Origin of the sequence: Massilia sp. ZL223, assembly GCF_018119395.1 — a bacterium.
GTDB lineage: Bacteria > Pseudomonadota > Gammaproteobacteria > Burkholderiales > Burkholderiaceae_D > Telluria.
In genome coordinates, this window is the sequence record NZ_JAGPWD010000001.1 from 129,441 (window position 1) to 142,092 (window position 12,652).

Here is a 12,652-nt window from a genome sequence, read left to right on the forward strand (position 1 = left end):
GTAAACGCAACTGCGGAGCAACATCCATGGACAAATCCGGGGATAGTTGATCCAATCGCCAGGTTCTGCCTTTATAATCGCGGATTTTCCGCCCGATAATATTTTGTCCCTCGGAGCACACACCGCATGAACACCACTTTGATCACATTTGTCGTGCTCTACCTCTTGGGTACCTTGGCGCTCGGGATGTGGGCGGGTACACGGATCAAGAATACCAGCGACTTCGCCGTCGCGGGCCGCAGCCTGCCGCTGGTGATGGTCATTACCACCACCTTCGCCACCTGGTTCGGCGCCGAGACCGTGATGGGCGTGCCGGCCAAGTTCGTCCAGGGCGGCCTGAACGCCGTGATCGAAGACCCCTTCGGCGCCGGCACCTGCCTGATCCTGGTCGGCCTGTTCTTCGCCACCAAGCTGTACAAACTCAATCTGCTGACCATCGGCGACTACTACCGCCAGCGCTACGGCAAGGGCATCGAGATCTTCTGCTCGCTGGCCATCATCCTCAGCTACCTGGGCTGGGTGGCGGCGCAGATCACCGCGCTGGGCCTGGTATTCTCGGTGCTGACCAATGGCGCCATGGCGCCGGCCACCGGCATGCTGATCGGTACCCTGGCGGTGCTGGTGTATGTGGTTGTGGGCGGCTTCCTGGCGGTGGCGATCACCGACTTCATCCAGATGATCGTGCTGATCGTCGGCATGAGCATCATCGCCTTCTTCGCGGCCGACCTGGCCGGCGGTTCGGACAAGGTGCTGGCGATGGCGCAGCAGGCCGACCTGTGGCGCGTGCTGCCGGAGCCGAGCTTCACCGACGTCGTGTTCTTCATCGGCGCGGCCATCACCATGATGTTCGGCTCGATCCCGCAGCAGGACGTGTTCCAGCGCGTGATGTCGGCCAAGGACGCCCCGACCGCGCGCACCGGCGCCGTGATCGGCGGCGCCAGCTACATCCTGTTCGCCTTCGTGCCGATGTTCATCGTGGCAGCGGCCGTGGTGGTGATGGGCGGCTCGGCGATGGACATCGCCAAGAACGACTACCAGCGCCTGCTGCCGACCTTCATCATGACCAAAATGCCGCTGGTGATGCAGATCCTGTTCTTCGGCGCGCTGCTGTCGGCGATCAAGAGCACTTCGTCCGCCACCCTGCTGGCGCCGTCGACCAGCTTCGTGGAGAACATCCTCAAGCACCTGCGTCCGGGCATGAGCGACAAGCAGCAGCTGCTGGCGATGCGCATCAGCGTGGTGGTGTTCGCCGCGGTGGTGCTGACCTATGCGATCGCGATGGAAGGCACCTCGATCTATGAGCTGGTGTCGAGCGCTTACCAGGTGACGCTCGTGGGCGCCTTCGTGCCGCTGGTGATGGGGCTGTACTGGAAGCGGGCGACGACCCAGGGGGCGATCCTGTCGATCGGCGCGGGCATTATCGTGTGGGTGCTGTTCTTCCCGCAGCTCACCACCTGGGGCGAGCATTTCCCGGGGCAGCTGGCGGGGCTGATTGCGGCTTTTATCGGCATGTTCGTGGGCTCGCTGGCGCCGCAGGTGTTCAAGAATCATTGTGAGCCGAAGCTTGTGGCGGTTTGAAATCGGGTTCGCTACGCTCTAGGGCGTGACGGGTCTTTTACTAACTTGGGTTCCCGCCTTCGCGGGAACCCAAGTTTCTTTGAGCAGCGAGAAACGCTACTCGATCCACCCATTCTTCCTCACCTCATCGTAGGTCAGATCCAGGCAATACCTGATCTTCTCCACCATCTCATCGATCTCCGCGACGGTGATCGACAAGGGCGGCGCCACGATCATCCGATCCCCCACCGCGCGCATGATGACGCCATTGTCGAACATGAACCCGCGGCACAGCATCCCCACCGCGCTCAATGGCGGAAACGCCTCGCACTCATGCACCGTGTCGCCCTTGCGCTTGACGAGATTGAGCCCCGCCGCCAGCCCGCAGGTCTCCGCGTTTCCCACCAGCGGATGCGAGGTCAGGGAAGCAAACCGCGCCTTGAGATGAGGCCCCGTCTCCAGCGCCACCTTCTCCACCAGCTTCTCTTCGATCAGGATGCGCAGGTTCTCCAGCGCCGCCGCGCAGGCCACCGGATGGCCCGAATAGGTGAAGCCGTGGTTGAAGTCCCCGCCCTTTTCGATCAGGGTATGCGCCACCCGGCTGCCGACCAGCACCCCGCCTAAAGGCACATAGCCCGAGGTGACGCCCTTGGCGAAGGCGATCAGGTCCGGCTTGGCCTGCATCAGCTCGCAGCCGAACCAGGTGCCCAGCCGGCCGAAGCCGCAAATCACCTCGTCCGACACCAGCAAGATGTCGTACTTCTCGCAGATGCGCTGGATCTCCGGCCAGTAGGTCGCCGGCGGAATGATCACGCCGCCCGCGCCCTGCACCGGCTCGCCGATGAAGGCGGCCACCTTGTCCGCCCCCAGCTCGAGGATCTTGTCCTCCAGCCAGCTGGCCGCCACCAGGCCGAAACCCGCTTCGCTCATGCCTTGTCCGTGCGCGGCGTAGCTGGGCTGCTCGATGTGGACGATGCCCGGAATCGGCAGTCCGCCCTGCGCATGCATGGCCGCCATGCCGCCCAGCGAGGCGCCGGCCATGGTGCTGCCGTGGTAGGCGTTGCGGCGGCTGATGATGACCTGGCGCTCGGGCTGGTTCATCAGCTGCCAGTAGCGCCGCACCATGCGCACGATGGTGTCGTTGGCTTCCGAACCGGAGGTCGTGAAGAAGGCGTGCTGGAAGCCCGGCGGCGCCAGGCTGGCCAGCAGCGCGGCCAGCTTCACGGCGGGCACGTTGGTGGTGTTGAAGAAGCTGTTGTAGAAAGGCAGGGCCAGCATCTGCGCATGCACCGCCTCGGCGATGCTCGCGCGGCCGTAGCCGGCGTTCACGCACCACAGGCCGGCCATGCCGTCGATGATTTTCTTGCCTTCCGAATCCCAGAGGTAGACCCCTTCGCCGCGCACGATCACGCGCGCGCCCCGCTCACGCAGGGCGGCGTGGTCGGTGAAGGGATGCAGGAAATGCGCCGCGTCGAGCTGCTGCAGCGCGGCCGTATCGAAGCTGTCCGTGTAGGTGTCCGCTGCGCTCGTGCGCACCGGGGATGCTGCCGTAAGCTTGGCTGTCATGATCGACTCCCATCATCGTGAAGGTTTCCGTATCAGACATGCAGCAGCAGGTGCTCGCGCTCCCACGGGCTGATGACGCGCATGAATTCCTGGTGCTCCAGGTCCTTCACCGCCGAATAGACGTCGATGAAGCGCTCGCCCAGGATCTCGCGCAATCGCTCCTCACGGCGCAGCAGGGTGATCGCTTCGGACAGGCCCTGGGGCAGCTCGACCGCCATGTCGTAGGCGCTGCCTTCGACCATCGGCAAAGGATCGAGCTGCTCGGTCATGCCCAGGTAGCCGCAGGCCAGGGTCACGGCCAGCGCCAGGTAGGGATTGGCGTCGGCGCCGATCACGCGGTTCTCCACGCGGCGGTCCTGGGCGCCCGACACCGGAACGCGGAAGCCCACGGTGCGGTTGTCCATGCCCCATTGCAGGTTGATCGGCGCGGCCGTGTGGCGCACGATGCGGCGGTAGGAATTCACGTAAGGGGCGACGATCGCCATCGCCGACGGCATATAGCGCTGCAGGCCGCCGATGTACTGCTGGAACAGCTTCGAGGCCGTGCCGTCCTCGTTGCTGAAGATGTTGCGTCCGGTTTTCGCATCCACCACGCTCTGGTGCACGTGCATGGCCGAACCGGGTTCGCCTTCCATCGGCTTGGCCATGAAGGTGGCGTACATGTCGTGCTTGAGCGCGGCCTCGCGCAGGGTGCGCTTGAAGTAGAACACCTTGTCCGCCAGGCCGAGCGGGTCGCCGTGCAGGAAGTTGATTTCCATCTGGCCGGCGCCGATCTCGTGGATCAGGGTGTCGACGTCGAGGTTCATCATCTCGCAGTAGTCGTAGATGTCCTCGAACAGCGGATCGAACTCGTTGACGGCGTCGATGCTGTAGACCTGGCGGCTGGTCTCGGCGCGGCCGCTGCGGCCGACCGGCGCGGCCAGCGGCAGGTCCGGGTCGATGTTCTTGGCGGTCAGGTAGAACTCGAGTTCCGGTGCGACCATCGGCTTCCAGCCGCGCTCCGCGTAGAGCTTGAGCACGCGGCGCAGCACGCTGCGCGGAGCGAAGTCGACCAGGCTGCCGTCGGCGAAGTAGCAGTCGTGGATCACCTGCGCGGTCGGGTCCACCGCCCACGGCACCGTGGTGATGGTGGTGGGGTCGGCCTTGAGGATCATGTCGCGGTCGGTGGCGGCGATGGCGCGGTTGTAGGCGTCGTCGCGCTCCGGGGTGTTGCCGGTGACGGTCATGCCCAGCACCACTTCAGGGATGCGCATGCCGCGGTCTTCGGTGAACTTCACGCGCGGCAGGATCTTGCCGCGCGCAACGCCGGTCAGGTCGGGGACCAGGCATTCGATTTCGGTGACTCGCTTCGCATTGAGCCACTCTTCCATGTCGGTATAGCTGAAATTTTCGCGGATTGCCATGTTTGCCTCACTGTCTTTTCCAATGCGGGCACGCAGGCGAAGGTGCGAGCACATACGCCGCGCGCAGGGATACGGTAGGCAGGGAAGCTAGGGAACTGCGGTCGCCCACTTGCGGGCGGCAGCCCTTGGTTCGTGAAACCTCATCCGCGGCTCCGTTGCTGTTCCAGGCGCTGTTCACGATACATGCGGCAGGCTTCGCCGAACGCGCCGAACATCTTCATCGAATACGGGTTGTGCTGGATGCGCCACTCGGGGTGCCACTGGACCGCCAGGGTAAAGCCCGGCGAATCCGCCACCGTGAAGGCTTCGACCAGGCCGTCCTCGGCCACCGCCTCCACCGTCAGGCAGGGCGCGATCGAATTCACGCCCTGGCCGTGCAGCGAGTTCACGGGAATCTCGTCCACGCCCAGGATCTCGCGCAGCATGCCGCCTTCGCACAGCTTGACGTTGTGGGCGTCGCCGTACTGTTCGTCCATGCCCAGCTCCGGGTTTTCGCGGTGGTCGAACTTGCCGGGCACCGCCTGCACCGCCTGGTGCAGGCTGCCGCCGAGGGCCACGTTCATCTCCTGGAAGCCGCGGCAGATCGCGATGATCGGCACGCCGCGCTTCACCGCTTCGCGGATCAGCGGCAAGGTGGTCTGGTCGCGCGCCGGGTCTTGCGGCAGCGAGGGATCGAGCACCTCTTCCGAGTAATAGCTGGGATGAACATTGGAGGCCGAACCGGTCAGCATGATGCCGTCGATCAGCGAAAACATGGTCTCCAGATCCAGCGACGCGCCAAGCGACGGCAGGATCATGGGGGCGCAATCGGCGCCGAGAACGACGGCGTCGACATACTTGTGCTGGGCGGCGTGGTACGGATGTTCGCCGAAATCACGCGTGCACGCTGGAACGATGACGAGGGGGCGCATGGTCTCTACCTTGTGGTGAAGCGCACGAGTCCATCATACGAGCATTTGGGCCCGAACGCGAGGTGCTGTTGAGCCAGATCAACAAACCGCGGAATGGGTGCTTCTCTGCCGATCTGCCGTGGAACTTCGTTCCAATAACAAAAGCTTAACGGTAACTCGACCGGGGTGCCAACACGGTTAGGCAGGGCAATGCGTGGAATAGTCGTAGGGTGGACGGGTCCCCCGTCCACGCGGTGATAGTTGGAAGCAAGATCATCCGGCACGAATCCGGAGCCTGCGTCTATCACCGCGTGGACGGCGGAGCCGTCCACCCTACAGTGTCCTGGCGGTATTATTTCCGCAGTTTCGCCAGCGCCGCTTCCAGCACGGTATCGCGGCCGCGGCGCAGGTCGGCCAGGGTCTGCTTCACCGCCACGGTGGGCTGGATGCCCTTGCCCACCCAGCGCGTGCCGTCCGGATAGGTGTCGGCCTTGGTGCAGATGCGCGCCGTGCCGCCACCCGGCAGGGAGACGAACAGCGGCTGGCCCGTGCTGCCGCCGGTCGCTTCGCCGACGATCGTGCCGCGCTTCATCGCGTCGAAGGCCACTGCGAAATCCTCGGCCGCCGAATAGGTGGCGCCGGAAGTCAGCACCACCACCGGGCCGGTGAAATGGCGCTTGCCGTCCGGCTCCCAGGTGTTGGCCGGTTTCTCGAAGTCCGGCATCGGCTTCTTCCAGGCGCGGTAGCTGGGCAGGTACTGGCGGGTCGACCAGGCGCTGGTGGCGAAGGGCTTGTCCACCAGGGTGGCCAGCACGCGGTAGCCGACGGACGAATTGCCGCCGCCGTTGTTGCGCACATCGATCACCAGCGCCGAGGCCTTGGCGATGCGCTCGAAGGCCGCCATGTAAGCATCCGCGGCGCGGTCGTCGCCGAAGCTGTTCAGCGCCACATAGGCCACGTTCCCCGGCAGCATGCGCAGCTCGAAAGGCTCGCGTCCATACGCCGCCTTGATGAAAGTCTCGATCTCCACGCGCGGCGTCTCCAGGTCGAAACTCTTGCCGGCGGCGGTGCGGAAGCTCACGCGCGGGACGTCCTTCAAGGCTCCCGCCAGGAAGTTGAAGCCGTAGGCGCGGCGTTCCATGTCTTGCGGGGTGGAGGCGCTGATGACGGGGACCAGTTCGCGCTGCGCGTAGGCCAGCGAGGGCTCGCCGTTCACCGCGACCACTTCGACGCCGGGCCGGACACCCTTGGCTGCCAGGGCCGGATCGAAGACCTCGCGCACCAGTACCTTGCCTTCGATGAGGTAGGTCGTGAACATCGGGCGCGCCATCGTCAGCTTGCGCAGTTCCGGCCCCGGGTAGACATTGGTGTGACCGTCCTGCAGCCTGGCGCACAGCTCGGACAACACGCGATAGTACTCAAGCGTCGAGGTGGTGGCGCGCACCTTGGGAATGGTCTCGAGGTAGAGGCGGTCCCAGTCCAGTTCCTTGAGCTTGTCGACATAAACGAAGTTGTACTTCACCTCGGACCAGAACTTGGCCAGGCCGGCCAGTTTCTCGTCCTCGCTCAGGTTCTCGCGGTAAGGCGTGGCCAGGGCGGGGGAATCGAACAGCCTGGCATCGAGTTCCTCCCGGGGCGTGGCGCCCTGGGCGAAAGCGCTGCCGCCCAGGGCAGCGAGGATAGTGACCAGGATGATGCGGGATCTCATGCGGTGCTCCATGCTTGTTGGTGTGATCGTTATTCTACGAACGGCGAATGCGGCGCGCGCGCGGCATGCGACAGGCGGTCAATTTTGCGGAACAGGCTGCATGTTTTGCACTACCATGGGATGACCCGACGGCAACCCATCCCTTCCCACCACTGTCCCCGCCCATGAAAAAGACCCTGTTGACCACCCTGCTCTGCGCCTCGATCTTCACGTCCGCTTCCGCATCCGAGCTCGCCAAGGCCATCTCCGGCGACTACGACAAGCACCTTGGCGCGCTGTTCGACCATTTTCACCGCAATCCGGAACTCTCATTCCTGGAAGTGAAGACCGCCGCGCGCCTGGCTCAGGAATTGCGCGCGGCCGGTTTCGAGGTCACCGAGAAAGTCGGCGGGACCGGCGTGGTGGCGATCCTGAAGAACGGCCGCGGCCCGCTGGTGATGATGCGCGCCGACATGGACGGCTTGCCGATGCAGGAGAAGTCCGGCCTGCCGAACGCCTCCACCGCCAGGCAGAAGGACATGGAGGGGAACGTGGTGCCGGTCGCGCACTCCTGCGGGCACGACGTGCACATGACCAGCCTGGTGGGCACGGCGCGCCGCATGGCGGCCGAAAAGGACAAGTGGTCCGGCACCCTGATGCTGATCGGCCAGCCGGCCGAGGAGCGCATCGGCGGTGCGCTGGCGATGATGCAGGACGGCCTGTACAAGCGCTTCGGCAAGCCCGACTACGCGCTCGGCTTCCACGTCAAGGCCGACATGGCGAGCGGCAAGGTGCTCGCCTCGGAAGTCTCGCCCTATTCCGGCGCCGACACGGTCGAGATCCTGATCAAGGGCGTGGGCGCGCACGGCGCCAGCCCGCACCGCGGCAAGGACCCGATCGTGCTCGGCTCGATGATCGTGGTCGGCCTGCAGACCATCGTCAGCCGCGAACTGAGCCCGCGCGAACCCGGCCTGATCACGGTCGGTTCCTTCCACGGCGGCACCAAGGCCAACATCATCGGCGACAACGCCAGGCTCCAGCTGACCGTGCGCAGCGAAAGCGCGGCCACGCGCAAGCTGCTGCTCGACGCGATCAAGCGCATGGCCGAGAACACGGCGCGCGCCGCCGGCATGGCGGAGAACGAGCTGCCGGAAGTGAAGCTGGTCGACCATCCGACCCCGCCGGTGCTCAACAACGCCGACCTGGTGCGCCGACTGAGCGCGGCCTGGAAGCGCGACATCGGTCCGGACGCCATCGGCGACGAGGAATTCCGCGAGGGGATGGGGTCGGAAGACTTCCCCCAGTTCGTCACCGATCCGTACATCCCGAGCGTCTACTTCACGGTCGGCGGCACCGCGCCGGAAGACATCGCCGCGGCCAAGGCGGGCAAGCTGAAGCTGCCGAGCCACCACAGCCCGCTGTTCAAGGTCTTGCCGGGCCCCAGCGTGAAGACGGGCGTCGAGGCCACCGTGGTGGCGCTGCAGGACCTGATGCGCAAGTAGCACGCAGGGGCCTCGCGGCGCGTGTTGTCGAAAAGGTCTACCATGATGGATTCCTGACGAAGCCACACGCACGAGGAACTCCATGCTGAACCTGAAAGATCCTTCCCTGCTGCGCCAGCAGGCCTATATCGATGGCGCCTGGGTCGGCGCCGACAATGGCGCCACCTTCCCGGTCGTGAACCCCGCCACCGGCGAGCAGCTCGGCACCGTGCCGCACATGGGCGCGGGCGAGACCCGCCGCGCCATCGAGGCCGCCAATGCCGCCTGGCCGGCGTGGCGCAAGAAGACCGCCAAGGAACGCGCTGCCATCCTGCGCGCCTGGTCCGACCTGATGCTGGCCAATGCCGACGACCTGGCGCTCCTGATGACGGCCGAACAGGGCAAGCCGCTGGCGGAGGCCAAGGGCGAAGTCACCTACGCCGCTTCCTTCTTCGAGTGGTTCGGCGAAGAGGCCAAGCGCATCGCCGGCGAGACCCTTGCTTCGCCCTGGCCGGACCGCCGCATCGTCGTGACCAAGGAGCCGATCGGCGTATGCGCCGCGATCACGCCCTGGAACTTCCCGGCCGCGATGATCACCCGCAAGGTCGGCCCGGCGCTGGCGGCCGGCTGCCCCATCGTGCTGAAGCCCGCCGAACTGACGCCCTATTCCGCGCTGGCCCTGGCCGTGCTGGCCGAGCGCGCCGGCGTGCCGAAAGGCGTGTTCAGCGTCGTGATCGGCGAAGCAAAGGCCATCGGCGGCGAGATGACGGCCAACCCGCTGGTGCGCAAACTGAGTTTCACCGGCTCGACCGCCGTCGGCCGCCTGCTGATGGAGCAGTGCGCGCCGACGATCAAGAAGCTTTCGCTGGAACTGGGCGGCAACGCCTCCTTCATCGTCTTCGACGACGCCGACATCGACGCGGCGGTCGAAGGCGCGATCGCCTCCAAGTACCGCAACGCCGGCCAGACCTGCGTGTGCGCCAACCGCATCTACGTGCAGGACGGCGTGTACGACGAATTCGCGCGCAAGCTGGTGGCGGCCGTGGGCAAGCTCAAGGTCGGCAACGGCGTCGAGGAGGGCGTCAACCAGGGCCCGCTGATCGAGGAAAAGGCGGTGCGCAAGGTCGAGCAGCACATCGAGGATGCGCTCGGCAAAGGGGCGAAGCTGCTGGCGGGCGGCAAGCGCCACGCGCTGGGGCACAGCTTCTTCCAGCCGACCGTGCTGACCGAGGTCACCTCGGACATGCTGGTCGCCAGCGAGGAAACCTTCGGGCCGGTGGCGCCGCTGTTCCGCTTCAAGACGGAAGAAGATGTGATCGCGCTGGCCAATGCCACCGAGTTCGGGCTGGCGTCCTACTTCTACGCGCGCGACATCGGGCGCGTGTGGCGCGTGGCCGAGGCGATCGAAACGGGGATGGTGGGGGTGAATACCGGGCTGATCTCGACCGAGGTGGCGCCGTTTGGCGGGGTCAAGCAGTCGGGGCTGGGGCGGGAAGGGTCGACCTATGGGATGGACGATTACCTGATCGTGAAGTATATCTGCATGGGTGGCGTATAACCCTTAGCCAGCACCCTCAACCCGCCGTTCCGGCGAAGGCCGGAACCCAAGTTTGCTCGTGCTGCCGCTAGCGTTAAATGTAAGTGGTACGCAACGAGCTTAGGTTCCGGCCTGCGCCGGAACGACGGTCTTGAGGGTGCGGGTAAAACACACGCGCGCTCTGCTTACGTTTACTTCTTGTACTCGTAATACTTCCTCGCATCCCCCCTCACCTGCTCGGCGGGATACTTCTCGCGATTCAGCACCATCTTTTCCTGCACCGCCGCGAACAGGTCGACATCGAGCTTGTCGGCGATGCGCACCAGGTAGACCAGCACATCGGCCATCTCGTGCTTCACCTCGGCCAGTTTCTCCTGCCCCAGCTCCTCAAGACGCCCATGCTGGAGCCACTGGAAATGCTCCAGCAGCTCGGCCGCCTCCACCGTCAGGGCGGAAGCCAGGTTCTTGGGCGTATGGAACTGGTCCCAGTCGCGCTCGTCCACGAACTCGCGCACGAGAGCGCGCAACTGATGCAGCTCGCTCACGCCGCGTCCTTCTCCACGTAGCCGTTCAGCACGCGCTCGAGCTTCGGCGCGATTTCTTCCTGGCTGCTGATGGTGATGCCCAGGTCGCGCAGCAGGCCGTCATGCACGCCGTAGACCCAGCTGTGGATGGTCAGCGGTTGGCCGCGGTCCCAGGCGTCGCGCACGATCGTGGTCTGGGCCACGTTGATCACCTGCTCGGCCACGTTCAGCTCCACCAGGCGGTTGGTCGCGGCGCGGCCGGTGACGGCGCCCAGGTACTTGCCGTGCTTCTCGCGCACGTCGCGCACATGGCCCAGCCAGTTGTCGGCCAGGCCCACGCGGCCGCCGGTCAGCGCGGCATGCACGCCCGAGCAGCCGTAGTGGCCGCAGATGATGACGTGCTTCACCTTCAGCACGTCGATCGCGAACTGCAGCACGCTCAAGCAGTTCAGGTCCGAGTGCACCACCACGTTGGCGATGTTGCGGTGGACGAAGAGCTCGCCCGGCGCCATGCCCAGCAGTTCATTGGCCGGCACGCGGCTGTCGGAACAGCCGATCCACAGGTATTCCGGGGCCTGCTGCTCGGACAGCGCCTTGAAGAAGTTCGGGTCCTCGGCCACCATCGAGGCAGCCCAGGCGCGGTTGCGCGCGAACAGGTCTTCGGCGGTCACGCCCTTGCTCTTGTTTTCCATCTTCGCTCCTTGTCGTGTGTTGCCGTCCCGTAGGGACGCGGCCGGGCCGTGGCTCGCCACGCCGGCTCTAGAATAATTCTTCGGAAAATACACGAAGTGTAACAGTGTTGAACTGTTGCCATCCATAGGGCCGAAAAAAACGCCGAGGGCTCGCGCCGCTCAGCGTTTTCCGGTGCAGGACCTGCTTACTCAAAGAAGTCCTTGACCTTGTCCATCCAGCCCTTGCTCTGCGGGCTATGCTTCGCGCCGCCCTCGTTGGTGAGGCGGTCGAATTCGCGCAGCAGGTCCTTCTGTTTGTCGGTCAGCTTGACCGGGGTCTCGACCACCACGTGGCAGAACAGGTCGCCCGTGTAGCCCGAACGCACGCCCTTGATGCCCTTGCCTTTCAGGCGGAAGGTCTTGCCGGTCTGGGTGCCTTCGGGCACCGTGAACGAGACCTTGCCGGTCAGGGTCGGCACCTCGATCTCGCCGCCCAGGGCGGCCTTCGAGAACGAGATCGGCATCTCGCAGTGCAGGTCGTCGCCTTCGCGCTGGAACACCTGGTGCGGCTTGATGTGGATCTCCACGTACAGGTCGCCCGGCGGCCCGCCGTTGGTGCCCGGTTCGCCGTTGCCCGAGGAGCGGATGCGCATGCCGTTGTCGATACCGGCCGGGATCTTCACTTCCAGGGTCTTGTTGCGCTTGATGCGTCCGGCGCCGGCGCAGGCCGCGCAGGGTTCCGGGATGATCTTGCCGCTGCCGTGGCACTTCGGGCAGGTCTGCTGGATGCTGAAGAAGCCCTGCTGCATGCGCACCTGGCCGTGGCCGGCGCAGGTCGAGCAGGTGACGGGCTGGGTGCCCGGCTTGGCGCCGCTGCCGTGGCAGGTGTCGCACTTGTCCCAGCTCGGCACGCGGATGGTGGTGTCGAAGCCGTGCGCCGCCTGTTCCAGCGTGATCTCGAGGTTGTAGCGCAAATCGGCGCCGCGGTAGACCTGCGGACCCGCGCTGCGGCCGCGGCCGCCACCGAAGATGTCGCCGAAGATGTCGCCGAACGCGTCGCCGAAGCCGCCCGCGCCGAAACCTCCGCCCATGCCGCTGTTCGGATCCACGCCGGCATGACCGAAGCGGTCGTAAGCCTCGCGTTTCTCCGCGTTGGTCAGCATCTCATAGGCTTCCTTCACCTCCTTGAACTTCTCCTCCGCTTCCTTGTTGTCAGGATTGCGGTCGGGGTGGTACTTCATCGCCAGCTTGCGATAAGCCTTCTTGATGTCGTCTTCCGACGCAGTCTTGGCGACCCCGAGGATCTCGTAAAAATCACGCTTTGCCATTGTCGGCA

At 65.2% G+C, this 12,652-nt stretch carries 10 protein-coding genes; 3 read left to right on the plus strand and 7 right to left on the minus strand.

The window, feature by feature from the left end; all coding sequences use genetic code 11:
* Window positions 1-126: 126 nt before the first annotated feature.
* Entirely contained in the window at window positions 127-1,578 is a 1,452-nt protein-coding gene (locus KBW95_RS00570) for a sodium:solute symporter family protein (RefSeq protein ID WP_211527247.1), read from the plus strand.
* A gap of 96 nt (window positions 1,579-1,674) precedes the next feature.
* On the opposite strand, the gene KBW95_RS00575 is transcribed toward KBW95_RS00570, so the two are convergent.
* The 4 genes from KBW95_RS00575 to KBW95_RS00590 form a co-directional block, all read right to left on the minus strand.
* Window positions 1,675-3,123 (minus strand): aspartate aminotransferase family protein, encoded by a 1,449-nt coding sequence (locus KBW95_RS00575; RefSeq protein ID WP_211523577.1) that lies wholly within the window; start codon window positions 3,121-3,123, stop codon window positions 1,675-1,677.
* Window positions 3,124-3,155: 32 nt separating this feature from the next.
* Complete coding sequence (locus KBW95_RS00580) at window positions 3,156-4,526, minus strand: glutamine synthetase family protein (protein WP_211523578.1); 1,371 nt, start codon at window positions 4,524-4,526, stop codon at window positions 3,156-3,158.
* Window positions 4,527-4,666: 140 nt separating this feature from the next.
* Window positions 4,667-5,437, minus strand: coding sequence for a gamma-glutamyl-gamma-aminobutyrate hydrolase family protein (locus KBW95_RS00585; protein WP_211523579.1), 771 nt, complete (start codon window positions 5,435-5,437; stop codon window positions 4,667-4,669).
* 331 nt (window positions 5,438-5,768) lie between these two features.
* Window positions 5,769-7,124 (minus strand): S41 family peptidase, encoded by a 1,356-nt coding sequence (locus KBW95_RS00590; protein WP_211527248.1) that lies wholly within the window; start codon window positions 7,122-7,124, stop codon window positions 5,769-5,771.
* A gap of 164 nt (window positions 7,125-7,288) precedes the next feature.
* On the opposite strand from KBW95_RS00590, the gene KBW95_RS00595 reads away from it, so the two are divergent.
* Window positions 7,289-8,605, plus strand: a complete 1,317-nt coding sequence (locus tag KBW95_RS00595; RefSeq protein ID WP_211523581.1) for an amidohydrolase — start codon at window positions 7,289-7,291, stop codon at window positions 8,603-8,605.
* An 82-nt stretch (window positions 8,606-8,687) separates the two neighbouring features.
* Complete coding sequence (gabD, locus tag KBW95_RS00600) at window positions 8,688-10,142, plus strand: NADP-dependent succinate-semialdehyde dehydrogenase (protein WP_211523582.1); 1,455 nt, start codon at window positions 8,688-8,690, stop codon at window positions 10,140-10,142.
* Between the two features lie 170 nt (window positions 10,143-10,312).
* On the opposite strand, the gene KBW95_RS00605 is transcribed toward gabD, so the two are convergent.
* The 3 genes from KBW95_RS00605 to dnaJ form a co-directional block, all read right to left on the minus strand.
* Window positions 10,313-10,666 carry a nucleotide pyrophosphohydrolase gene (locus tag KBW95_RS00605; protein WP_211523583.1) on the minus strand — a complete coding sequence of 118 codons (354 nt, stop codon included), beginning with the start codon at window positions 10,664-10,666 and terminating at the stop codon, window positions 10,313-10,315.
* Entirely contained in the window at window positions 10,663-11,337 is a 675-nt protein-coding gene (gene can / locus KBW95_RS00610) for a carbonate dehydratase (RefSeq protein ID WP_211523584.1), read from the minus strand. The genes KBW95_RS00605 and can overlap by 4 nt, the downstream gene beginning before the upstream one ends.
* Window positions 11,338-11,522: 185 nt before the next feature.
* Window positions 11,523-12,644, minus strand: coding sequence for a molecular chaperone DnaJ (gene dnaJ, locus KBW95_RS00615; protein WP_211523585.1), 1,122 nt, complete (start codon window positions 12,642-12,644; stop codon window positions 11,523-11,525).
* Window positions 12,645-12,652 lie beyond the last annotated feature (8 nt).

Bases quoted from the DNA above. Each gene is read 5' to 3' on its own strand.
- KBW95_RS00585 (WP_211523579.1), bottom strand. From the start codon at position 5,437: ATGCGCCCCCTCGTCATCGTTCCAGCGTGCACGCGTGATTTCGGCGAA.
- KBW95_RS00595 (WP_211523581.1), top strand. From the start codon at position 7,289: ATGAAAAAGACCCTGTTGACCACCCTGCTCTGCGCCTCGATCTTCACG.
- KBW95_RS00570 (WP_211527247.1), top strand. From the start codon at position 127: ATGAACACCACTTTGATCACATTTGTCGTGCTCTACCTCTTGGGTACC.
- dnaJ (WP_211523585.1), bottom strand. From the start codon at position 12,644: ATGGCAAAGCGTGATTTTTACGAGATCCTCGGGGTCGCCAAGACTGCG.
- KBW95_RS00580 (WP_211523578.1), bottom strand. From the start codon at position 4,526: ATGGCAATCCGCGAAAATTTCAGCTATACCGACATGGAAGAGTGGCTC.
- can (WP_211523584.1), bottom strand. From the start codon at position 11,337: ATGGAAAACAAGAGCAAGGGCGTGACCGCCGAAGACCTGTTCGCGCGC.
- KBW95_RS00590 (WP_211527248.1), bottom strand. From the start codon at position 7,124: ATGAGATCCCGCATCATCCTGGTCACTATCCTCGCTGCCCTGGGCGGC.
- KBW95_RS00575 (WP_211523577.1), bottom strand. From the start codon at position 3,123: ATGACAGCCAAGCTTACGGCAGCATCCCCGGTGCGCACGAGCGCAGCG.
- gabD (WP_211523582.1), top strand. From the start codon at position 8,688: ATGCTGAACCTGAAAGATCCTTCCCTGCTGCGCCAGCAGGCCTATATC.